Origin of the sequence: Sporosarcina contaminans, assembly GCF_042679045.1 — a bacterium.
In the GTDB taxonomy this organism is placed as follows: Bacteria; Bacillota; Bacilli; order Bacillales_A; family Planococcaceae; genus Sporosarcina; species Sporosarcina contaminans.
Map to the genome: position 1 here is coordinate 1 of NZ_JBHTLT010000126.1, position 24,063 is coordinate 24,063.

23 protein-coding genes and 1 riboswitch are annotated in these 24,063 nt (G+C 39.4%); of the genes, 6 read left to right on the forward strand and 17 right to left on the reverse strand.

What is annotated here, in order from left to right; all coding sequences use genetic code 11:
* Positions 1–48: 48 nt before the first annotated feature.
* Together ACFQ38_RS15785 and ACFQ38_RS15790 are read right to left on the reverse strand one after the other, a co-directional pair.
* A complete protein-coding gene (locus ACFQ38_RS15785) occupies positions 49–612 on the reverse strand; it encodes an NADPH-dependent FMN reductase (RefSeq protein WP_336824588.1) in 564 nt (187 codons plus the stop codon).
* Between the two features lie 151 nt (positions 613–763).
* Complete coding sequence (locus ACFQ38_RS15790) at positions 764–1,264, reverse strand: methylated-DNA--[protein]-cysteine S-methyltransferase (RefSeq protein WP_336824589.1); 501 nt, start codon at positions 1,262–1,264, stop codon at positions 764–766.
* 134 nt (positions 1,265–1,398) lie between these two features.
* Here ACFQ38_RS15790 and ACFQ38_RS15795 point away from each other — a divergent pair, with 134 nt between their 5' ends.
* A complete protein-coding gene (locus ACFQ38_RS15795; RefSeq protein WP_336824590.1) occupies positions 1,399–2,238 on the forward strand; it encodes a metallophosphoesterase family protein in 840 nt (279 codons plus the stop codon).
* 100 nt (positions 2,239–2,338) lie between these two features.
* Here the strand turns inward: ACFQ38_RS15795 and ACFQ38_RS15800 are convergent, their stop codons facing one another.
* From ACFQ38_RS15800 to ACFQ38_RS15835, 8 genes are read right to left on the reverse strand one after another with little or no spacing between them, the layout of a single operon-like run.
* Positions 2,339–4,969: a YfhO family protein gene (locus ACFQ38_RS15800; RefSeq protein WP_381482107.1), complete on the reverse strand. Its 2,631-nt coding sequence runs from the start codon at positions 4,967–4,969 to the stop codon at positions 2,339–2,341.
* A complete protein-coding gene (locus ACFQ38_RS15805; protein WP_336824592.1) occupies positions 4,966–5,346 on the reverse strand; it encodes a GtrA family protein in 381 nt (126 codons plus the stop codon). Before ACFQ38_RS15805 ends, ACFQ38_RS15800 begins: the two co-directional genes overlap by 4 nt.
* The gene (locus ACFQ38_RS15810) at positions 5,324–6,295 is read right to left on the reverse strand and encodes a glycosyltransferase family 2 protein (protein WP_336824593.1); all 972 of its coding nucleotides are present in this window, start codon (positions 6,293–6,295) and stop codon (positions 5,324–5,326) included. Before ACFQ38_RS15810 ends, ACFQ38_RS15805 begins: the two co-directional genes overlap by 23 nt.
* A 51-nt stretch (positions 6,296–6,346) precedes the next feature.
* Positions 6,347–7,171, reverse strand: coding sequence for a carbohydrate ABC transporter permease (locus ACFQ38_RS15815; protein ID WP_336824594.1), 825 nt, complete (start codon positions 7,169–7,171; stop codon positions 6,347–6,349).
* 13 nt (positions 7,172–7,184) lie between these two features.
* Positions 7,185–8,054, reverse strand: coding sequence for a carbohydrate ABC transporter permease (locus ACFQ38_RS15820; RefSeq protein ID WP_381482110.1), 870 nt, complete (start codon positions 8,052–8,054; stop codon positions 7,185–7,187).
* 1 nt (position 8,055) lies between these two features.
* Positions 8,056–9,144, reverse strand: a complete 1,089-nt coding sequence (locus ACFQ38_RS15825; RefSeq protein WP_336824596.1) for an ABC transporter ATP-binding protein — start codon at positions 9,142–9,144, stop codon at positions 8,056–8,058.
* 17 nt (positions 9,145–9,161) lie between these two features.
* On the reverse strand, positions 9,162–9,980 hold the full coding sequence (locus ACFQ38_RS15830; protein WP_381482112.1) for an HAD family hydrolase: 819 nt from the start codon (positions 9,978–9,980) through the stop codon (positions 9,162–9,164).
* 59 nt (positions 9,981–10,039) lie between these two features.
* Positions 10,040–11,332, reverse strand: a complete 1,293-nt coding sequence (locus tag ACFQ38_RS15835) for an ABC transporter substrate-binding protein (protein WP_336824598.1) — start codon at positions 11,330–11,332, stop codon at positions 10,040–10,042.
* Between the two features lie 333 nt (positions 11,333–11,665).
* Between ACFQ38_RS15835 and ACFQ38_RS15840 the strand changes: the two genes are divergently transcribed.
* Entirely contained in the window at positions 11,666–12,487 is an 822-nt protein-coding gene (locus ACFQ38_RS15840) for a phytoene/squalene synthase family protein (RefSeq protein WP_336824599.1), read from the forward strand.
* Positions 12,488–12,783: 296 nt separating this feature from the next.
* Here the strand turns inward: ACFQ38_RS15840 and ACFQ38_RS15845 are convergent, their stop codons facing one another.
* Both ACFQ38_RS15845 and ACFQ38_RS15850 read right to left on the reverse strand, forming a co-directional pair.
* Positions 12,784–14,340 carry an ABC-F family ATP-binding cassette domain-containing protein gene (locus ACFQ38_RS15845; protein ID WP_336824600.1) on the reverse strand — a complete coding sequence of 519 codons (1,557 nt, stop codon included), beginning with the start codon at positions 14,338–14,340 and terminating at the stop codon, positions 12,784–12,786.
* Positions 14,341–14,444: 104 nt separating this feature from the next.
* Positions 14,445–14,987: a helix-turn-helix domain-containing protein gene (locus tag ACFQ38_RS15850; protein ID WP_381482115.1), complete on the reverse strand. Its 543-nt coding sequence runs from the start codon at positions 14,985–14,987 to the stop codon at positions 14,445–14,447.
* Between the two features lie 166 nt (positions 14,988–15,153).
* Here ACFQ38_RS15850 and ACFQ38_RS15855 point away from each other — a divergent pair, with 166 nt between their 5' ends.
* From ACFQ38_RS15855 to ACFQ38_RS15865, 3 genes are all read left to right on the forward strand, one after another.
* Entirely contained in the window at positions 15,154–16,431 is a 1,278-nt protein-coding gene (locus tag ACFQ38_RS15855) for an MFS transporter (protein WP_381482117.1), read from the forward strand.
* Positions 16,432–16,450: 19 nt separating this feature from the next.
* The gene (locus ACFQ38_RS15860) at positions 16,451–17,440 is read left to right on the forward strand and encodes an ornithine cyclodeaminase family protein (RefSeq protein ID WP_381482119.1); all 990 of its coding nucleotides are present in this window, start codon (positions 16,451–16,453) and stop codon (positions 17,438–17,440) included.
* A gap of 229 nt (positions 17,441–17,669) precedes the next feature.
* Positions 17,670–17,769, forward strand: a riboswitch (purine riboswitch).
* A gap of 34 nt (positions 17,770–17,803) precedes the next feature.
* Positions 17,804–18,985, forward strand: a complete 1,182-nt coding sequence (locus ACFQ38_RS15865) for an MFS transporter (RefSeq protein WP_381482121.1) — start codon at positions 17,804–17,806, stop codon at positions 18,983–18,985.
* A 16-nt stretch (positions 18,986–19,001) separates the two neighbouring features.
* Here the strand turns inward: ACFQ38_RS15865 and ACFQ38_RS15870 are convergent, their stop codons facing one another.
* Together ACFQ38_RS15870 and ACFQ38_RS15875 are read right to left on the reverse strand one after the other, a co-directional pair.
* Complete coding sequence (locus ACFQ38_RS15870; RefSeq protein WP_381482122.1) at positions 19,002–20,165, reverse strand: MFS transporter; 1,164 nt, start codon at positions 20,163–20,165, stop codon at positions 19,002–19,004.
* A 169-nt stretch (positions 20,166–20,334) separates the two neighbouring features.
* Positions 20,335–21,519, reverse strand: a complete 1,185-nt coding sequence (locus tag ACFQ38_RS15875) for a NupC/NupG family nucleoside CNT transporter (protein WP_336825163.1) — start codon at positions 21,517–21,519, stop codon at positions 20,335–20,337.
* A gap of 225 nt (positions 21,520–21,744) precedes the next feature.
* Here ACFQ38_RS15875 and ACFQ38_RS15880 point away from each other — a divergent pair, with 225 nt between their 5' ends.
* Positions 21,745–21,933: a hypothetical protein gene (locus ACFQ38_RS15880; RefSeq protein WP_336825162.1), complete on the forward strand. Its 189-nt coding sequence runs from the start codon at positions 21,745–21,747 to the stop codon at positions 21,931–21,933.
* Between the two features lie 245 nt (positions 21,934–22,178).
* Here the strand turns inward: ACFQ38_RS15880 and ACFQ38_RS15885 are convergent, their stop codons facing one another.
* The 3 genes from ACFQ38_RS15885 to ACFQ38_RS15895 form a co-directional block, all read right to left on the reverse strand.
* Positions 22,179–22,301, reverse strand: coding sequence for a hypothetical protein (locus tag ACFQ38_RS15885; RefSeq protein WP_336825161.1), 123 nt, complete (start codon positions 22,299–22,301; stop codon positions 22,179–22,181).
* A 276-nt stretch (positions 22,302–22,577) separates the two neighbouring features.
* Positions 22,578–23,093: a hypothetical protein gene (locus ACFQ38_RS15890; protein ID WP_381482125.1), complete on the reverse strand. Its 516-nt coding sequence runs from the start codon at positions 23,091–23,093 to the stop codon at positions 22,578–22,580.
* A gap of 120 nt (positions 23,094–23,213) precedes the next feature.
* Entirely contained in the window at positions 23,214–24,047 is an 834-nt protein-coding gene (locus ACFQ38_RS15895) for a MetQ/NlpA family ABC transporter substrate-binding protein (RefSeq protein WP_381482127.1), read from the reverse strand.
* Positions 24,048–24,063: the final 16 nt, after the last annotated feature.

Genomic DNA, 24,063 nt, shown 5'->3' on the forward strand with positions numbered 1-24,063 from the left:
CCACCTGTTCTATTTTAGGGACTTATTGGACAGCCCCTTCTTTTAAAATCATACTTGTGCGGCAACGCGATTTTTTTCATAGAATTCAATAAAGTTATTGACAACCATGTCGAGGAAATCGATTGTTCCTTGGTCAATCAATTCACCTTTATCGTTCAATTTTTCGTGAACGGAACCGATGTAAACTTCATTATTTGGCAGCAATGCAGGTGAAAGCATTGGATTTGATAAAATTTCTCTTAAATGAATTTGTGCACGAACACTTCCTAAGACACCCATCGAAGAACCGATGATGAAAGCAGGTTTGTCCTTGATTGCAAAATTGCTGCGAGATAGCCAGTCAAGCGCATTCTTCAGAGCCCCTGGAATTGAGAAGTTATATTCCGGCACTGCAAATAGCACTGCATCCGACTCTCTAACATTTTCCATAAATTCTTTAACGTTTTCTGAAGGGTCGCTCTCCTTTTCTACCGAAAACATGTCAACATCGTTAATGAATACAGGTGTGATCTCTAAACGATCAGCATACTTTTTGCGAAGGTATTCGACTAATTTAAGATTATTTGAAGTAGGGCTTGTGCTCCCTATAATAGCTTTCACTGTAATTTTCATGATGTATAGCTCCTTTGATTTGATTCTTACTTCAATAGTGTAACTCAACTATTGATTGTTATACATATATTATGCTCATTTGCAAGCAAATTTGGAAGTACGCACTTCATAGTGACATAGTTTCCTAAAAGAAACTACCATGAACTATCACCTATCTACTTTCCAGCTCTAATAGCTGTCTTTTCATTTCCAAACCACCTCGAAAGCCTGTAAGCTTACCGTTTTTAGCAATTACACGATGGCATGGAACGACAATTAAGATAGGATTTGCACCAATCGCACTACCTACTGCCCGGACAGCTGAAGGCTTGTCGATTTGATTTGCGATGTCCGAATAAGAAACGGTTTGTCCGTAAGGAATTTCCGTCAATGCTTGCCATACACTTTTTTGAAAATCAGTTCCATACGGATCAATCGGTAGCGTAAACTGTTTGCTTGAACCATTGAAAAAAGATAGCATGTCCTCAATATACGGACCCATCTCCTTTTCACTCTCAATCAATTCAAATGTTGGCAACCATTTCGTAATGTAGCGATTGAGATCGTCAAATGTCTCCAAAGGAGTCCCCGCATAGCAAAGCCCTTTATCAGTCGCGGCCATATGAATTTCCCACTCATTTATTTTAAGTTTTGTCCAATATACTTTTGTCATACAATACTCAACTCCTTGTATTTTTATATTAATTCAATTGATTTTACAAGCCATTAACACAAATCCTATATGGCCTTCATAATAATTTCTTACGATTGTAAATGAATACATCTTGAAAGGAGAAGACACAAACTATGAAAATTGCATTGTTCAGCGATCTACACTATCCAGCTATTGACGAGAGAATTTCAGGTCTATTGGAGGCACGCTCGGCATTCTATGAAAAATTTATCGATCAATTTTTGAAAGTTGACGCCGAGCTTCACGTATCATTAGGAGATTTGACGAACTACGGCATGCGCCATGAATTAGAGAACATTTACTCACTAATTGGCGAACGACGAGAGTTCATTCACGTCTTAGGAAACCACGATAATTATTCGATGACGAAAAATGAATTGCTTACCATAACAGGTCAAAAACGATACTCCTCATTCGAAACCGAGCAAGCGATCTTCGCCTTTTTAGATACTGCCCGTGAACTTGACCATGAATGCTGGGGCGGTTGGATGGATGACGAGCAACTCGATTGGTTAGAGCATGTAATTCAAAATTCTGAAGAAAAACCGTTATTAATTTTCGCACACCATCCTGTTCACAATACAACAGCAGGGTCTGAGAGGGAAAATGGCTCCATTCATCCTTCGATAAATATGCGTTCTTTGCTTCATCAAAAGAAAGGAATTGGCATGTACTTCAATGGCCACATGCATTGTGATTCCATCGTCAAAGAAGGAAACTGGACATTTGTGCAAACAGCTGCTTGCTTAGATCAACCTGCTTTCCGGCTAATTAACATTGCGGATGAATCAATTACTGTAACTGCGATTGATGTAGACGATGAAACACTTCGGCAAAATGCCCAGCGAATTTATGATAATATCAATCATTTCACTCATAGAGCGGACGCACGTGGTGAACACGAACATCGCAACTGCGAAGTCTCTCTCGTTCATGCAAGCACAACCGTATGAAACGATTCTTTTGATTTATTTCATAATAATACGAAAGACAGATGAAAGAAATAATTCAACTTCTTTCATCTGTCTATTTTTATAAAAAGACAATATAAATCTACAAATGCGATCCGATTTTCCTATATGTTCTCTGCCTTAACCAAATCACGAATAAGCAAATTGCCGTAAAGCTTGCTATTATCCAAGAAACCTTGAAGAATGATGGTAAATAGGTTAGCTCAACGGTATTTTTCCCTTTTTCGATTTGCAATCCTGTGAAAGCATAATTAGCACGTAGAATCTCCTGCTTTACCCCATTCACTTTTGCTGTCCAGCCACGCTCGTAAGGAAGTGGAAGAATCATATGTGAATCGCCATGCACATTATCGACTATAATCGTCGCTCTACGTCCCTTCCATTTTACAGTTGCAGCAGGCATTCCTCTGCTTTCTTCTTTTCTATTTTTCAGCAATGAGTAATCTTCCATATATAACTTTAAATCTTTCAAGATATAATTCCCTTTAGGTAAACGGAGTCGTATTCGTTCGTCTGCTTGCACCCGGATCGTCACTTCATTTACATTTGTACGGTAAATCGAATCGTTTTTCTTCCGTTCTGTTTTAAAATCGTTTAGCGATAATATAAAATCCTTGTCATTGCTTTTACGTTTAATAAAAAACGTTAAAAAAGCATCTTCTTTCACGATCGATTTGTCGTGCAAGACGATATCTACACCACCTGTGTTATCCTTCACTTCCAACACGCCATCTGAGTATGTTCCTCCAACCGGCTCAACCGCGACTTGCTCCATTACGTCCTCTACTTCCGGAAGACGGGAAGAACCCCCTTCAATCTTAGGAAGGATTACGCCTTCTAACATTGCATGTTCTTTTGCCAACACAGGCATTTCTTCCAAATCCTTTTCAGAATATAAGATCGAAGTCGTCCTAACAAAAGGCAGCTTATAGTCATTCCGGTAAGCTACATATTCCCCTTCCCTTGCAACTTCGGAAAATCCGAACGGAACAGGATCTCCCCCATCTTGCCGTATAACGTAAGCACCATTCAATACAGCATACAAATTTGCACGATCGCCAAGAGACGCATATCTGCTTACACTTTCCCTTCTCATATCAATCGAAAGATCATGCAAATAGAATGACAAAAGATGATGATTCAAAATGCTCGAATAAACACTAATCCCATTAAAATCCTGAACAATTGGCGTATTATTGCGCGTCTCTACCATCCAATCAATCCGATCAAGAGGATGATCTGCCATATCTTGTACTCTTTTTATCAATTTTCGCTGATCGATTCCATAGTACTCTTCACTTTCCATATAGGTCCGTGTAATACCATAATCAGGTCCTTTGCCCTTTCCATTATCTCGATATGTTAATTTCTCTTCTTGAAATTTATTTGCAGTCAAAATAGATGTATACAAAAGGAATCCAATTATCAACCAGGCAGTCCATCTTTTTTTATATTGAACAAATAAGAAAAAGAGAAGCAGCGTAATAGCAGCACAAATCATTAAATAAGATTCGTATATTTTTATTTTCAGCTTCGGATCCCCAATGAAAAAGAGAAGATAAAGCATACTACCAGCGAAAGCAGCAACATAAATATCCCGTAGTCGGACCATTTTCACATGTTGCAGTGCGACTCCAGCCACTCCTCCAGCAACAAGCGAAAGGAAATGTTCCCATCGATATTGCGGTGCAGATAGACCGTTAAAAAGACTCCCAATAAATGGACTGTAATGCAATATGCATAATGTGATTGTTAAAGCGGCAAAAAATCGAAACGAACGTTTTTTATAGAATGGTTTAATTAATAAGCTAAAGAGCACGAACGCAGGCAAAATAACGAGACGACCGTGCAATAACAAATTATCGACAGCCCCAAATAACGGAATCGAATCTTCGTAAGGTGGCCTATAATTGTTCAAGTAACCGTACGCAGCAGGGATGAAAAATGGTGTACTTAGCAAAGCCCCTGCTATACCTCCAAGGAGGAACAGCTTGATTTGCCTCCTTTTCTCCACTTCTTCGAGAAACAGCGGAAAAAGCCAGCGAAAAAGAATGTAGATGAATGCAATTAAAAAATTCACGTACGCAAAATAGAAATTGTCAATCATATTAATTGCGACAGCAAAGATGAACCAACTAACTTTTCCATCTTTTATAATAGCTTCCACTCCAATGAGAAGGAGCGGAAGAAACAGCATCGCATCTGCAAAGAATTCCCAATACGTGACGTGACGGAAATACATAATGCTCGTTCCATATACTGTTGCAGCAACAAACGCCGAGAGTAAGTTGAATCGTATTTTTCTAAAATAATATGTAGTTAATAAGAGGATGCATGTCATCCGTAAAATACTTATCATTAATATGATATTTGCCCAATAAAACAAATTAGGAGTAGAAAGGACGCCGATCTGCTCCAGTAAAAATGTTAGAAGAACCGTAGCATAAAAGATGAGTGATGTTGAAAAATAGTAACCTAATTGTGAAAAGACACCCCCACCTAAGCCAAAGCTTTCCGAATAAAAAAATTCCCCTTCCGTAAATAAGTTGTATAAGAAATACTTGAACGGAATCATTTGCGAAAGCCCATCATTTAACCCTGTCATATACCGTCCTTTGAAAAACTCGGATATGAAAAAGTGGTGACTCAGGATAGCTACAAGCAGGCAAGCGACTCCGACAAATAATTTGCGATGTCTTTCGAAAATGGTCATGATGTCTTCAACACCTTCCCCGTCACAACAAACGTAATTGGCACCGTTACAAAAAGTGCCGCAATCGGTGCTATGCTATCATTCATGCCAAACCATTCAACTAACATGAACAATAAAATAAACGTTACGAAAATGTTCACGAACTGCGTTAGCGGAAAACGTACAAGCTTTTTCCATGTCGGTTTCACTTGATACGTTACATAGCAATTCAAAAAGAACGACGCTCCCATACTAATGACAACCGCCAAACTATGCGCAATAATATATGGAAATATAGCTATATGGAGTCCAGCCAAATACAATCCGTAATAAAGACCTGTGTTTACAATGCCGACCATCATAAACTTGTAAAACTCATGATCGATGAATCGTCGCATGCTGATCCTGTTTTCCTTTCATTTCCACGCTAGCTTGGCCAATTAAATAATGCGGTCTTTTTTTCGTCTCATTATAAATTCTGCCTACATATTCACCAATGATCCCTAACGAGACCAACTGGATTCCCCCTAAAAAAAGAACAGAAGAAATTGTAGTGAAATATCCAGGAACATCGATTCCATTCAGAAAAATACTAACGAAAGTAGCTACAATATAAATAAGAGCGGAGCTTAATGTGAAAAGACCAATATAGAAGCATAGTCGCAATGGTTTCGTATTAAAAGATACGATCCCATCAACCGCATAATTAAGCAGCTTTCCAAATGACCATTTCGTTTCCCCATGCTGCCTTACAATATTTTCATAGGAGATTGTCTTCTGCTCTAAACCGATCCACGCATAAAGCCCTTTTGAGAAACGATTGCTCTCGCTTAATAGCAACAGCGAGTCAACTGCCTTCCTGCTAAGCAGTCGAAAATCTCCTTCTCCATCACTTAACCGCACATCAATCGCATTATTAACGAACTTGTAATAGCTCTTAGATAAAAAGGTTCTCATTTTTGATTCACCATTTCGGTTTCGTTTGGCGACGACTTGATCATATCCTTCCTCAAAGCCTTTCAATAGTTCAGGAATTAAAGAAGGCGGATGCTGTAGATCGGCATCCATAACGATCACTGCCTGTCCTTTCGCATGTTGCAGTCCGGCTAAAATCGCTGCCTCCTTGCCAAAATTTCTCGTGAATGAAACATACCCAGCTTCCGAATACGAATGCAGCACATGCCGAATTTCATCCATCGTTCCATCCGAACTGCCGTCATCAATAAATAACACTTCAAAACCCGCTTGCTGATGTTGCATTTCTTTCGCAATAGCATCCATTACCTTTTCAACATTCCCCGCTTCATTATAGGAAGGGACGACGAACGAAATCATCAGCTGTTCCATTCAAACATCAACCTCTCTTGACATCATTTTTTCAAACTCACAATCAAACGGTCATTTCACGCCGGTATAGACAAAAGCCCGTATAATTTGTCGTTGCGCGAAGAAAAACACGAATAAAATCGGCACTACAAGAATAAGATTTCCTGCCATTAATATATTCCAAGCGACTCCTCCATCGACTTCACGCAATTTTGTAATACCGAGCGGCAATGTACGTGCAGCATCAGAAGTTGTCATAACTAACGGCCAAAAATAGTCATTCCAATGCCCGATGAAGCTGAACATCCCAAATGTAATTAATACCGGTTTCGCCATCGGCACCATAATACGCAGCATAATTTTCCATTCACTCGCTTGATCTAAACGGGCTGCTTCAAGCAACTCCTCCGGCACTTGCTTAAACGATTGCCGCAAGAGAAAAATTCCAAAAGCACTAGAAGCGAATGGCAAAATAAGTGCCCAAAGCGTATCAAGCAATCCCCAGGAACTCATTTGCAAATAAACCGGCAAGAAAATAAGCTGTGTCGGAATCATCAATGTAATCATCGTGATGCCAAAGAAAAATTGATTTCCTTTAAATTTGAAACGGGCAAATGCATACGCTGCAGGAATGATCGTCGCAAATTGGAGCAGTAAAATGCCTATTGAAACGATCGTACTGTTTATGAAGTATTTTAAAAACGGTCCCGAATTCCATGCTTTTGCGAAATTTTCCCAAAGCAATTGATTCGGTATCCATTTTGGCGGGAATGTCATCGTTTCACCTAATGTTTTAAATGAAGTTGAAATCATCCAGACGAAAGGCAGCGCAAATATGCAAATGAGCAAAAGCAGGCCAACTGCATTCAAGACCATCCAAATCGGATTCTTTTTCATAGATTCGTCCCCCTCATTGATAATGTACTTTTCTCGATAGCAGCTTAAAGTACAAAATCGTAAATACGCCGACAAGTAGTAGCAAAATAACGCCGGCTGTAGATGCATGGCCGATTTTAAAGAAACGGAAGCCATTTTCGTAAATGTAGTACACAATTGTATTGGTCGAATTAATCGGCCCGCCGCCTGTCATAATTGAAATCGTTTCGAACACTTGAAAGGATCCGATTAACCCAATAATTGTCAAGAAGAACAAAGTTGGTGATAACATCGGCAATGTCAGGTTAAAAAACGTCCGGCATTTGCCAGTATCGTCTAAAGCTGCCGCCTCATAAATATCCTTCGGGATACTTTGCAGCCCTGCAATAAAAATAAGTGTATAGTAACCGATCCCTTTCCAAACAGCTACAATAATAAGAGAAAGCAATGACGTTTTCGGATCGGTTAGCCATGGAATATTTGATATGCCAAACAAATTAAGAAACCAATTCAATAATCCGTAATCCGTATCCATAAGCCACATCCATAGCATTGAGATGGATACAAGGGAAATAATATGCGGACTGAAAATTGCCCCTTGGACAAACCCGTAAATTGTTCCCTGCCGATTCAACCAAAGCGCCAGCAAAAGGGATATGCTAATCGTCAATGACACAGTTAAAATTGAATAGACGAAAGTATTTCGTAACACTTGCATGAACTTCGCATCAGATAGTAATACTTTAAAATTGTCTATCCCAACGAAATCCTTTTCTGGGCTCACAAAATTCCAATCATGGAAACTTAAAAAAATCATATAGCCGATTGGATAAAGGAAAAATAATGCAAATATAATAATTGCCGGCAGGATCATTAAATACGGCCTAACCTTTGTATAATTCATCCTACACCCCTCCGATAATCGCCGGCTTCGAGTCAATCGTTTTTTCATCCAACGTAATAGTACGGATCCGCTCTTCTTGTGCATTAAAAAAATAAAGCTTGTCATAATGCAACGCAATATACACATGCTTTTTGTTTGTGATCGGTTCGGAAAAACTTTTAATATTCATCGTTCCAGCCTGATTTGTAACTGTGTAAATCGTTTCTGCACCCAACGTTTCCGTTGTCACAATTTCGCTCTTCATAATGAGATGATCAGGCATTTCCTCTAATTCCGACATAATCTTTGCATGTTCTGGTTTGAACCCAATATAAGCAACATCTTCAAATAAATTAGGCAGTAAAAATTCAAGGTGTTCCCTCTTCAAAATATTCATAGCAGGCGTGCCGATAAACTCTGCAGTAAAAATATTGTTTGGATCATGATACATATTCATCGGAGAATCCACCTGTTGGATAACGCCTTTATTTAGCAAAATAATTTGATCACCCATCGACATTGCTTCCACCTGATCATGAGTAACATAGATGAATGTCGTACCTAACCGCTTATGCAACTGGATCAATTCACGTCTCATTTGCCCTCTCAACTTCGCATCCAAGTTGGATAAAGGCTCATCCAAAATGAAAACTTTCGGTTTTTTCACCATCGCACGTGCTAATGCTACCCGTTGCCGCTGCCCACCAGAAAGTTGCTGAGGCTTTTTATCTAAATGCTCCGACAACCCGACAATATCGCTAATTTCTTGTATTAACATTTCCCGCTCTGCTTTTGGAACTTTCTTATTAACTAAACCGAATTCAATATTTTTTCGCACAGTCATCGTAGGATACAGAGCATAGTTTTGAAACACCATCGCTATATTCCGCTTTCCTGGCGCTACATTCGTTACACAATCATTCCCGATCCAAATATCACCGCTCGTCGGAGTTTCGAGCCCCGCTATCATTCGGAGCGTGGTTGACTTTCCGCATCCTGAAGGACCAACGATCACTGTAAATGAGCCATCAGCTATCGTCAGATTTACGTTTTTCACAACTTCGTCTTCGTTGAACTTTTTTACAACGTTCGTTAATCTGATTTCCGCCATTCTAATCCTCTCCTTCGTTACAGTTTCACGACCGACATGTGCATCAAAACATCGGATAATTCTTCAACTGTTTGCACTGCAACATCCCATTCGTATTGTCCATAATGCTTATATGGAGAAATGAGGCATGTACGACCGCCCAACCGTTTAACAGGCAATAGATCATTGAATGGGTTGTCGCCGATAGACAAGATTTCACTTGGTTTATACCCTTTCTTTACGAATCGTTTTACAATGCGATCCATTCCTACCGGTTTCTTGGCATCAAATATATACTCATTAAAAAGTGATCCGATATTTAAATAAGATACAAATGCAGGACCTGTCTCTCCCGCAGTATTCGTCATAAAAATTTTCTTCTCAGCATGTAGCGATTTGATACTTTCAAACAAACGGTCATGACGTTGGAAGGCATATGGCTTCTCAATCATTTCGTACCGCACCTTTTCAAACGCCTCTATCCGTTTTTCTTGTGAGATGCTAAACTTTGCCGCGTACAAATGTGCAATGCCCCAAACATCCCCAATAAATAGCAAAGAAGAATCATCCTCTACATGCCGCTCGCGTTTCATTCCTTCCCATGAATAACAAGACGTTGGTATAAAATTCTCATGTAGAAAAACATCATGTTGAATCCGATCGAAATAGCAGCCAAAATGGACAGGGTGATTCCCTTCCAAAATGTCATACGCTTCATGAACAGCGGCTGCAATTTCTTCCTCATTGAAGTTATCCTTTAACATATGCGCAATGTACCGCCCTAAAAACGTATCGTCCTGATACAACGTACCGTCCAAATCGAAAATAACAACTTTTATCTCATCCATCCACTTCATTATGAACATCTCCTTTTGAACGGAAGAGAAGTGAAGAATCACCTCTCCCCCGTTTCAAATTATTTTAAAAGCGCATTTGCTAAAGAAGCTGCTTGATCTAAAGCCTCTTTCGGAGAGAAGTCATCTTCTAAAAGACATCTCGTAATCTCATCTGATAGAATAGTTGAAATCTCTGGATAAGCTTCAGCCATTGGACGTGCTTTGCCGTATTGCAACTGATCGACAGCAACTTTATATTGGGGCGTCTCTTTATACAAACTCTGCATATCTTCAGAATCAACGGCAGACAATCGGCTCGGCAAATATCCTGTATATGTACTTGCATAAATTGTCTGTTCCTTTGCAGTCATCCATTTAATAAATTTCCATGCTGCTTCTTGCTTTTCGGGAGTCAATCCAGCAGTCATAACAAGGTTTGCTCCCCCTGTCGGAACGCCATTCATTTTATTTGCAGGCATGAAAGCAGTATTTAGCTCAAAACCATTTTCCTCTGCAATCGCAATATTGTTTGTTAAGTTTGCAGTTGAAGCAAAAATCATTGCTGAGCGCCCATTCGCAAAATCTTGTGCCGCTTGGGCAGATGCTTCATCTCCTGCAGGAATCTTCAAAATGCCTTCCTGTGCTAAACGTTTCCAATACTCAAGAGCCTCCACTCCAGCCTCACTATTGAAAGTGACTTCTGAATCGTTTTCTGCTAGCATATCCCCTCCATTCGCACCGATGAAAGCTTCAAAAAACCAGATGCTAACTGGCATGCTCATCCCAACACTTTTCCCTTCAACTGTCAGTGCACGTAAATAGTCTTCGAATTCCTTCCAATTTTTCGGGCCTGCTGGATCGAGCCCTGCTTCTTTTAACATATCAACATTCATATAAAGAATCGGTGTACTGCGCAAATAGGGAAGCCCATGAATTTTGCCATCCACGTATGAATTGCCCATAAGTCCAGGGTTGAAGTCTTCCAACTGAATGTCGGGATCTTGTTCGATAAACGGCGTCAAGTCTTCTGTCATTCCCGATCTTGCAAAAACACCCATTGAAGCAATTTCATTCAAAGTAACTTCAGGTGCATTTTTAGCGGCAAACCCTGCTTGTGTCTTGGCATGTAAATCTTCATAGCCACCTTGAAATTCTGCTTTCACAAAGACTTCATCCTGAGATTCATTAAACATCTTCACTAAGTTTTCATTGTTTTCTCCGATCTTATCTCCAAACGCATACCAATAAGTGATTTCCGTTCTTCCGCTGTCAGCTGAAACTTTATGCTCCGAACTCTCATCCTTCTTATTTGAACAAGCACCAAGCATGAATACTACTCCTATCAACACTAATACTCTTCCAATGTTTTTCATTTCGTTCCCTCCAGTCGATTTATAAATAGTCAACAGGCTAAAGGATTTTCGTCATATCATTTCCGGCTGAACCCTCCTCTTCTTTTCTCCTTACAGCCCATATTGTACGAAGCGATTGTTAAGCAAATATCTTTTCCGTGTAAATGTTTAGTAAGTTTCTCTCAAAAAACATTCGCAAGTAAGTCCTCTTGCGAATGTTTATCCATTTATAATTTGAAGATCCGGCTTGCGATGCCTAACAACAAAAGGAATGGAAATCACTTGGGAAAGTAGTGTATAATGAAAAGAATAAATGTAAAAACCACTTATCCGATCAAATGAGGAGGGACTTTCTTGGGAAACGAAGCAACATTGCACAAAGATGCAATGCATGTCCTCAAATTAACGAGCAGGACCTTTTATATTCCGATAAAATTGCTTAACAATACGCTTAGAAAGACAGTAGGTTCAGCTTATTTATGCATGCGTGCAATCGATGAAATTGAAGATCATGAAACTTTGCAACCCGAAGTGAAACAGCATTTGCTGCGTTCTACAAGCAAGCTGTTGCAATCAAAATTCGATGACAGCGCATACCGCCAGTTACTCCAGCCTTATGAACACTTGCTTCCGGAAGTGACTATCCGATTAGGCGACTGGCTATCTGTCTGCCCTGCCAATTTGATCGAAAAAGTGAAGGAATCGACGAGCATCATGGCTGATGGCATGGCAAGCTGGGTTGAAAAAGGATTCAATATACAAACGAAAGAAGACTTGGACGACTATACATATTATGTGGCAGGACTTGTAGGAGTCATGCTATCAGATATATGGGAAGCTTATGATGGCACGAAAACCGACCGTGAGTTGGCGATTGGATATGGCCGTGGACTCCAAGCCGTTAATATGCTTCGCAACCAAGACGAAGACGCCGACCGTGGTGTCCACTTCATGCCGGACGGATGGACACGCGATGATTTGTTCAAATATGCGGAAGAAAACTTGGCGAAGGCCGATGCCTATATTACATCCATTAAAACTAAAAACATTTTACTGTTCTGCAAAATACCTCTTGCACTCGCAAAGAAAACACTCAACGCGTTAAATAGCGGCCAAGAAAAAATGGCTCGCGCAGAAGTGGAATCAACCGTTGAACAAATTTTGAAAGAGCAATAAATACCCAACGATTGGATTATTCCTTGCAGAAGCATGGGTCATTCATTTAGAATGATCCATGCTTTTTTTGAATTGAACAACATAAAAGGACTGCTTTAGGTTAAGAAACTGCGACTCGATCGTAAAGGTGCAACGTAACGTATAACCACTGCAACACAATATAAAACGTGGGCATTACAACATAGATACTTCTCAACACAACGGAAACAATAAAAATAAGGGCATAGAACTAAAATGTCCTATACCCTATTTCCACTACTATGCGTTTTTCAACATCTTACAAACAGATTTTTGAATTAAAACATTTTCGTCGTCCATTTCTCGCCATTCCAAACATCTGTAACAACGTCTTTATAAAATTCAGGCTCATGGGATATTAAAAGCACGCTGCCTTTATACGCTTTGAGCGCTCGCTTTAATTCATCCTTCGCATCTTTGTCCAAGTGATTCGTCGGTTCGTCCAGCACGAGTAAATTCGTTTCGGCATTCATTAATTTGCAAAGACGCACTTTTGCACGCTCTCCGCCGCTTAACACCTTTACTTTACTTTCAATATGCTTCGTCGTTAATCCGCAGCGCGCCAACGCTGCTCGCACTTCGTATTGTGTATAATGAGGAAAGGTTTCCCAAACCTCTTCCAAGCAAGTGCGATTATTTTCTTCCTTCGTTTCCTGTTCGAAATAGCCGATTTCAAGATGTTCACCAAGCTCGACAGTTCCCGATAGTGCCGGGATTTCTCCTAATATGCTTTTTAGCAATGTCGTTTTCCCGATGCCGTTCGCTCCGGACAACGCAATTTTCTGTCCTCGCTCCATCGTTAAATTCAATGGCTGCGAAAGCGGCTCGTCGTATCCGATAACAAGATTTTTCGTTTCAAATAGAAATCTTCCAGGGGTACGTGCCATTTTAAAATCAAATTGTGGCTTTGGCTTCTCCTCATCCAATTCAATCATTTCCATTTTATCCAACTTCTTTTGTCGGGACATCGCCATTCGGCTCGTCGCGGCATTCGCTTTGTTGCGTGCAACAAAATCTTTTAAATTGGCGATTTCCTTTTGCTGTTTCTTATATGCCGCTTCCAATTGTTGTTTCTTCATCTCATACACGCGCATAAATTCATCATAATCGCCTGGATAGCGGGTGATTTGCTGGTTTTCCATATGATAAATGACGTTGATGACGCTATTCAAAAAAGGAAGATCATGCGAAATTAAGATGAATGCATGATCGTAATTTTGCAAGTAGTTGCGAAGCCACTCGATATGCTCAACATCTAAATAGTTCGTCGGCTCATCCAATAATAAAATATCTGGTTTCTCAAGGAGCAGCTTGCCAAGCAGTACTTTCGTCCGCTGTCCTCCGCTTAAATCTTGCACGTCACGATCCATGCCGAACTCATCCAATCCAAGACCATTCGCGACCTCATCCACTTTGGCGTCTATAATATAAAAATCATTGTTCGTCAATTCATCTTGCATTTGGCCCGTCTCTTCAAGCAGACGCTCCAACTCATCAGGATCAGCATTAGCCATTCTCTCAAATAGTTCATTCATTTCTGCTTCAACATCAAAAAGATATTGGAATGCGGTCCGCAATACATCACGAATCGTCATGCCTTGCTTCAACACGACATGCTGATCCAAATATCCGACACGAGCCCGCTTTGCCCAGCTAATCGTTCCAGCGTCAGGCTCCAATTTTCGGGTAATGATGTTCATGAATGTGGACTTTCCTTCCCCATTCGCACCAATTAGCCCGATATGCTCCCCTTGCAATAAACGAAATGACACATCTTCGAAAATCGCGCGATCCCCGAATCCATGACTCAAATTCGATACTGTTAATAAACTCATCTATTTTACACCTTTTCTTTTCAAAGAATTCCCGCTGAAAACGGCTGTTATTATTATATAGTGTATATAGGCAGTGGGAAACAATAAATAAAACAGTAGATTGATTAATCGCCTTTTACTTCAGAGGATACACAAAGAAATTTCACGTCTTTTTCTGTGTAATTGTACCAATAATGCGGTCTTGTTGAATCAAGCATAATTGATTCGTCCGGAAGGAGGGTATAAATTTCATCCTCAAGACGTATAGTCAATGTTCCTTCAATAACATAAATAAATTCCTGTCCTCTATGCGTAATAAGATTCCCTTCTGTTTGCCCAGGTTTTAAAATGACTAACAGCGGTGCGAAATCGCGCCTACGAACCATGGTGCCTAAATCCTTATAATAAATATTATGTTCTTCCATCCGCTGGTCAAAACTATTTGTTTGATCGTCACTTGATTCATTTTCCTCAAAAAAATAACTCGGGTTGACCCCAAAGGCGATAGAGATTTTTTTCAAGGATTCCAACGTCGCTGAAGATTTTCCTCTTTCCAATTGTGATAAAAAACTAATTGAAAAACCTGTTTTCTCAGAAAGGTCTTTTAGTGTCATACTTCGCTTTGTTCTAATTCTTTTAATCTTACTTCCTAAATGATTCGCAGCCATTTTAATTTCTCCTAAAAATTTTCTGTTGACAGAATATTAGTATATAACTATGATAAGCTTAATACAATTTAAGTAGTACTTCAATTTTATTTTTGTAAAGCGCTTACATATTTTTTTATTCGCCAATTGAAGTGCCACTTCAATTATATAAAAGGGGGAAGAGTTTATGGAGAAGAAACAATTAAATAGAGTATTAGTTGCCAGCTTAGTCGGAAGTTCGATCGAATGGTTCGACTACTTCCTGTACGGTACTGTAGCCGCATTAGTATTCAACCAAGTCTTTTTTGTCAATGACGATCCGACAGTTGGACTTTTGCTATCATACGCGTCTTTTGCATTAGCCTTTTTTATACGTCCGTTCGGTGGCATCATTTTCAGCCATATCGGTGATCGAATCGGAAGGAAAAAGACGCTCGTATTAACGTTAAGCTTAATGGGGATTGCCACTTTTGGGATGGGATTATTGCCCACCTATCAAGCAATTGGCATATGGGCACCGATCCTGTTAATTACGCTGCGTCTTATTCAAGGATTAGGTATTGGGGGCGAATGGGGCGGTGCTCTTCTGCTCGCCGTAGAATATGCACCACCTGAAAAGAGAGGGCTTTTTGGCGCTGTACCACAAATGGGCGTTACAATCGGGATGGTGCTCGGTACATTAGCTTTGTCAATTATGACATTGCTGCCAGATGATTCATTCATGACTTGGGGCTGGCGTGTACCATTTATCATGAGTGCTTTGCTCGTCGTATTTGGACTATGGATTCGGAAAGGAATAGACGAAACACCGTCATTTAAAGAAGTACAGAAACGCGGAGAAATTCCGAAGATCCCAATTGTCACGACTTTTAAAACCCATTGGCGTGAAGTGCTCATTGCCATCGGTGCAAAAGTTGTTGAAACAGCCCCATTCTACATTTTTGGAACATTTGTCGTTTCCTATGCCACGAGTTATCTTGGCTATACAAGGACTGCTACTTTAAATGCCGTCATGATTGCAACCATTATTACAACGATTTTAATCCCACTGATGGGGAGATTATCCGATAAAGTTGGAAGGAAGCCTCTTTATGTATGGGGAACAATTGGAATGATTCTATATGCATTTCCTTATTTCTGGCTCATTAAACAAGGGTCCGTCGCATTATTAATCATTGCCACAATAATAGGGCTTGGGATTATATGGGCACCTATCACGGCAGTTCTCGGAACGATGTTTTCCGAAATATTCTCGGCAGAAGTTCGCTATACAGGCATTTCTTTAGGTTATCAAATTGGAGCAGCAGTTGCTGGAGGTACAGCTCCGCTTGTCGCAACAGCATTGCTCGCAAATTTTAATGATTCATATATTCCAGTTGCGCTTTATATTATTTTCACTGCTGTTATCTCACTCATTGCCATTTGGGCAGTAAAAGACAGGAAAAACGAAGCGCTCGATCTATAATGTTAAAGGAGCGATTTCAATGTTAATTATCAATGAAAAAGAAATCCAGGCTATTTACGGAATGAATGAAGCAATCCTTGATATAGAACATATTTTGCGTGCGAAAGCAGAAAACAAAATTGCCAATCCACACCGTACAGTAATTGAATTTCCGCAGCATAGTGCATCTGTGCTCTATATGCCAAGTTCTGATTTATCAAATGAAATAACGACGATTAAAACTGTTACGATCTTTCCAGAAAACCCTTTAGTAAACAAACCGACTACACAAGGTGTCATTCTATTATCTGACGCGCGGGACGGCACTCATTTATCATTAATGAATGCTTCTTATTTGACACGACTTCGAACAGGAGCCTTAAGTGGGATTGCTACCAATTTTCTCGCAAGAAAGGATGCATCTGTACTGACCATTATCGGTACGGGTGCAATGGCTTTTGAGCAAGTATTAGGCGTATTGCAAGTACGGCGAATCACAAAAATACTATTAGTAAATCCGACTGCCTCTAAAGCAGAACGGTTTAAGGAACGCTTAAAATCCTTTGGTATCAATGAAACAATTACAATTGAAATTGAAAAAGACGTAGCAGCTGCTGTTCAGAAGGCAGACGTTATTTGTTGTAGTACCCGCTCGAATACACCCGTCTTTGACGGAAATGATATTCGGCCTGGCACGCATGTCAATGGCGTAGGTTCTTACTTGCCTCATATGCGGGAAATGGATCATACATTTATTAAACGCTGCAGTAAAATTGTTATAGATGATGAATTTGGAGTTAAAGAAGAAGCAGGTGAATTAATTTACGCAAATAACCAAAATGATTGGACATTCGATGAACTTCATGGTGAATTGAAGAGTTTGGTCGTAGAAGAAATTCCCGGAAGAACCGATCATGAAGAAATTACGTTCTTTAAATCAGTCGGAGCTTCCTATTTTGATCTCGCTGTTGCCCAAGGAGTTTATCAAAAAGCAGTGAAAGAAAAGGTCGGCATTGAAGTTGACGTTTAATTGAAGAGCTATAAGTGGCGAAGAAATGTTATTTTATTTCTTCGCCTTTTTCATTGAAAACAAGGGCTGTCGCCATCCTTAGGGTCTGTTATCCGTTGTGTAGTAACTTTTCATGTTTTATTTGAAAAGTAAATAGAGTGTTATTGCAAATTTAGAAGTAAATAGTAGCTCCCAATAACATTTTCCTAATAACACTTGCTAACTATTCAAAATCATGATAGATTGGAAAATGGAAATTTCATAATGAAGATGTATAACCTCAATAATATGGTTTGAGGGTCTCTACCAGGAACCGTTAAATCCTGACTACAATGCTCATTTTGTAGTTAGGATTTTTTTATTTGTTCTATAGGAGGTCTTTTTATGGATTTTAGAGTATTCATACTTGCTGCCTCAACGGTCATTATTGGTTTAGTCGAGTTGATTGTAGGCGGAATTTTACCGATTATCGCTGATGATATGAATGTTTCAATTGGAACGGCGGGGCAGCTCATTACGATCTATGCACTTGTTTATGCGATTGCTGGGCCCGTCTTGTTGACACTTACCGCGAAAATAGAGAGAAAAAAACTTTATCTCATTACGCTTGGCATCTTTTTCATCGGCAATGTCTTAATGTTTATGAGCCCTACATACGCCTTTATGATGTTTGCTCGTATCATTTCGGCAATGAGCGCTGCTTTGCTCATCGTCCTTTCTTTGACAATTACCGCTAAAATTGTTGAGCCAAGGTTTCGTGCAAAGGCATTAGGCTATATTTATATGGGTATTAGCTCTTCCCTCGTATTAGGCGTACCAATCGGCATCGTCATGACGAATGCGTTTGGTTGGCGCACTGTTTTCTTAGGGATTGCAGTTCTTTCAATTGTTTCGTTCATATTGATTTCTATATTTTTGGAAGCTGTTCCAACAGGAGAAGCGCAATCGTTGTCTGTTCAAATAAAAGCGCTTGGCAATAAAAAACTTGCTGGTGCCCATTTAGCAACAATGTTCATGTTAGCTGGACATTATACTGTCTATGCCTACTTCACACCGTTTTTAGAAACGACGCTACAGCTAAGTTCTTACTGGATTAGCGTTTTCTACTTTTTATTCGGTATCGCAGCAGTTGCAGGGGGAGCATTCGGCGGTGGTCTTGCAGCCCGTATTGGTTCCAAAAAAAGTATCTTACTCATTTTAGGGGCATTTGCGATCAGCTTATTCATATTGCCTTACTCAACTTTCTCAACAATTGTCTTCGTCATCGTTATGATGATTTGGGGAGGATTGAGCTGGGCACTTTCCCCGCCGCAACAAGACTATATTATTGAAACAGATCCCGTAACATCGGATATTCACCAAAGCTTTAACAATTCAGCACTCCAAATCGGCATTGCGATTGGATCAGGCGTAGGTGGATTCGTATTAGGAAAAACAGAATCAGTCGTCAGCACTGCTACAGTTGGAGCAGGAATAGTCGTTATCGCATTCATTTGCGCAGCAATATCGCTAAAAATGCCAACCCAATCAAATATAAGCAATAAAGAAAGCCATTCTTCAAAATAGGAAGAATGGCTTTTCATTAGGAAGAAAGCTTTTCTGGCTGTGGCTTCCAAAACAATACTAAAATAATACCCATAACAAGAAATAGCGCTGCACAGTAAAACGGATAATCTAAATGAATATCGAAAAGCATGCCGCCCAATATCGGTCCAAAAATATTGCCGATACTTGTAAACATCGAGTTCATGCCGCCTACGAACCCTTGCTCATCACCTGCGATTTTCGATAAATACGAGGTGACAGCAGGCCGGATTAAATCAAATCCGACAAATATGATGATCGTAACGAATAACACGTGCATATACGTATTCACAACTGTCATCATAAACACCAATGCTGCCGAAAAAATCAGGCAAAATAGTATGAGCCGAATTTCTCCCATATATTTCGTCAATCGATCAAATAATGCAACTTGTGCGATAGCCCCTAACAATCCACCGCCTGTTATAATGATCGCAATGTCTTTCGGAGTAAAACTGAACTTATGGTCAACAAATAAACTGAAAATCGACTCAAACGATGCCAAACCGAATGACGAGAGGAAAATGACGATGAACGCAATAAAATACATCGGGGCGAAAATTCTTGATAAGCCCGGCTTACCATTTTCATCATTTGCATTTGCTTGCCGTTCAGGCTCGCGCAGCATCATAATAGAAAAGATTGCCGCGACAAGTGCGAGACCCGCCGCAAAGAAGAATGGCACCCTCGTCCCGAGTCCTGCCAAAAATCCGCCAATCCCAGGTCCGACGATAAATCCAGTAGAAATTGCGGCTGACATATATCCTAATGCTTTCGATCTCGTTTCAGTCGTCGTAATGTCCGCTATGAACGCAGTTACCGCCGGCATAATGAACGCAGCACTTATCCCGCCCAATGCCCTTGAAGTGAATAGCACCGGCAAAATTTTACCAATACCAAAGAGCAATTCGGACAAACTAAAAATCAGCAGTCCGATTACAATCATTTTCTTCCGGCCATATAGATCTGCCCATCGGCCTGCAAGCGGAGAAACAATTAACTGTGACAATGCAAAAACAGCTACCATATAGCCTACGACAGAACCTGAAATATGTAACTCATTCATCAATGTAGGCATAACGGGAATAACGAGCCCGATCCCTAAAAAGGCGATGAATAAATTTGCTAACAAAATTAATAATACAACGTTTTGTTTCTTCATGTCTTTTTCCTCAACTGTTCTTCAATTTGTAGTATAATACTCATACCTCACCTTTCAGAATTATATCAGCACACTAATCAGCTGTCCTCTTTTTAGCATTTTAACCAATTTTAACTTGAAAAAAGATGCTATCTCCAGATCCAAAATCTGCAAATAGCATCTTTGACTTTCACTTCAACATAATTCCAGTAATTGTAGCAGTCAACAAGCTAACTAAAGTTGCTCCGTACAATAATTTAAGGCCGAATTTCGCTACAGTGTTTCCTTTCTCCTCATTAAGCCCTTTCACCGCACCGGAGATGATGCCTATAGAGGAGAAGTTTGCAAATGATACGAGGAATACCGAAATAATTCCAACCGCCCTATCAGACAATGAAGATGTGATTTCGGCAAGGTCCATCATCGCAACAAACTCGTTCGTCAACAGCTTCGTCGACATAATTGTACCAGCTTGAACGATTTCTGAAGCTGGAACTCCGACTAAAAATGCAAACGGGGCAAATACATAACCTAAAGCTACTTGGAAACTGATACCGAAAGCGACTTCGAACAAATGATTTACCATTCCAATCAAAGCAACAAAACCGATCAGCATTGCACCAACAACGATTGCAACTTTAAATCCATCCATAATATATTCTCCAAGCATCTCAAAAAACGATTGTTTCTTGTCCTCTCGGATTTCAATCAAATCTTCATCTTCCTTAACTTTATAAGGGTTAATGATATTGGCAATAATAAAACCGCCGAATAGGTTTAATACGAGCGCTGTAATCACATACTTCGGTTCAATCATCGTCATATATGCACCTAAAATTGATGCTGAAACTGTAGACATAGCCGAAGTACATAAGGTATATAAGCGGTGCTCCGGAATATGCGGGAGCTGCTTTTTAATTGAAATAAAAACTTCAGACTGCCCAAAAATTGCAGACGCAACCGCATTAAATGATTCTAATTTTCCAAGTCCGTTTACTTTACTCAAAAGTAAACCTAAATAATGGACGATGAACGGCAGAATCCGTAAATACTGTGCAATTCCGATTAACACCGATACAAAAACGATCGGCAATAGGACATTTAAGAAAAACGGGCTTGTTCCTTCATTAGCCATTCCACCAAATACAAAATTAATTCCTTCTGCCGCATACGATAATAAATAATCAAAAGCAGTAGATACTCCTCTAACGATCACGAGTCCGAATTCCGTATTTAGGAGTATGAAGGCAAAGACGAGCTGTAAACCTATCATCGTAATAATCGGTTTCATCTTAATTTCACTTCTTTGATTGCTGACGATATATGCAAGGAAGAAAATAAGGATGAGAGCCGCTAAAAACAACACTAATTTCAAAGCTGTGACCCCTCTCTTGATGCAAAAAAATAGATGAACCTTTTGTTCTGTAGCTTCCCCAATAAAATGAATGCAAAACGAGTTATTTCTTTATTTTAATACATTCCACCTTTTCCAATTAAATGGCATTTTGGAATGTTATTGTTAAAATACTATTTGTTGAATTCATTTTAATGGATACTTTCTCCCGTCACGAACATATTACAAATGGGAGGTGAACAAAAATTGAATAAAAATAATAAAAAAACATTAAATGTAAGAACCCATAATAGCTTTGAAACGTATAAAAACAATGAGAACAGCAACAGCAATACGAATAATCAAAACGAAAACCGAAGTGAAGAAATCGCGGTAGACTTTGATTTTGGAAAGCAACCTAAAAATAACAATCGTCAATCAAAAAGCAATGAATAATCCGTATATCACACTGAATTGTCGCAAAGTAAACAAAAGTTTTATGTTTTCACAATAATAATTACGGGCACATCTTTGGATTATAACAGTTCCATTCTGTAGTGTCCTCTTTTCTAAACTGATTTTAATGCAACAAATTTGTGAACGATAATATCAAACAAAGTATGTAAAACACGAAAAGGCCATCCAACAAGTCTGAAGACTCATTCGATGGCCTTTCTTGGTTAATTTTCTATTTTAGCAATTTACTCTGTTGTTATTTGTTCAAAAACAACTATGCGATTCATCTGTACATCACAAGAAACAAAAATACCTTCCATGCCAATATGATGATCAATTGTTACAGCTACCATAAACTTTCTTGACATTGCACATATTCCTTCAATCATTTCAAATGCTAATATGTACTTCCTAACTTTATAGGAATCTAATCGAGCTTTTCATTTTTTCAATACACATCCCTATCGTTTTGTTCGTACATTTCATTTTAATGTCCAAATCAATTTTGTCAGCAGTTACGTCTCTCATAACACAGCCAATTTCCTTTGATTGACGTCTCGACTCTATGTGACCTTCATTATGAATGCGTTACAAAGCCTGCGAAAATAACTAAAGATAGCATTTTGCAGGCTTCTGATGAATCTTCAAATCGAATTCAATAGTTTTAGAGTGACGAGGACATGGTCTAAGAAATCTCGGATATCCCCTATATGCTCTTCATTAATTTTTCTTTTAAACATTACATCAATTGTATGTTGATACACAGTAGTTTCTTGCGGAAGCGTGAAACTAAAGGTTTGAACGATTCTCACGTCATTTTCCCAAATGGAAAGCAACGATTGTTCAATTTGACTGCATTGTTCCATAGCTTCCCGCGTCTCCATCATAAACTGCAATGACAAGGCACAACCTATATTTTTGTCTTCCCACTCTAATATTTCTCCTGCCAAATCATTCGCTGAAGCTTTTAACATAACTGCGGCTCTCACATCTGTTTGATCTACCAAAGCGAATTGAAGAGCAAAATCTCTTGATAAAACCGCAAAATCCATCCGATCCTTCCGATCCAAAATTGTAATTTTACGTTCAATCGTATCCAAATCATATATATGATTTTCAAAAGCAACTTTTAAATTCTCAAAAATAGTCGGATCATACATATTGACACCTCCATAGCTGCTGATGCACTCTTTTGAAAAAGAACTATAACAAAGTATAACCATTCTACACACAAATAAAAAAGGACAGAGCTGATATGCGCTGTCCTTTTGTTCTATAGATTAAAATGCTGGTATGGCTGTTTCATCATAATTCTCCACCAAAAACTCACGCACTTCAGGGCTTAGCATAGCTTCAGCCAATTTTTGAATTGCCTCCCAGTCTTTATTGTCTTCGCGTGCAACTAATGTAATGGCAAAATCATTTTCGATACCTTCCGTAAGCAAAGCATCGCTTTTGGGAGTCAAACCAAGCGGAGCAGCATAAGCTGGTGTCATAACGACCGCATCAGCGTCATCATACATACGGGCCAACATTAACAAGTCCACTTCTTCAAACTTATAGTTTTTCGGATTTTCCACAATATCGGCTTGTGTATAATACGTATCCGTTTTTTCCCCTAAAGTAATGACACCGTGTTGAGCCAATAGAGACAACGAGCGGTCAATATTGGAAATATCATTTGCCATTGCGATGACAGCACCTTCAGGCAGTTTTTCAATAGACGAATAGTCTTTCGAATAAACACCGTAATTCGCAAAATAGATCGGTACAATCGGCACTAAATTTGCATCATTGTTCCGGTTGAATTCCTCCATATACGGAACGTGCTGGAAGAAGTTCGCATCTACTTCTTTTGCAGCAAGGGCGCTGTTCGGTTGTACATTATCCCCCAATACGACAACCTCAAGATCAATTCCTTCTTCTTCAAGCTGTGGTTTTACGATATCAAGAATTTCTGTCATTGGTGGTATAAGTGATGCAACTTTCAATGTCACGTTTTCACCGTTCTCTTTTACTTTCTCAGCTTTCTCTGCGTTCTCTGCTTTTTTGTCATTACTGCAACCTGCCAAAATGATCAGTAGCATAGACGCCAACACTATCAATTTCTTCATGATGTGATATCCTCCT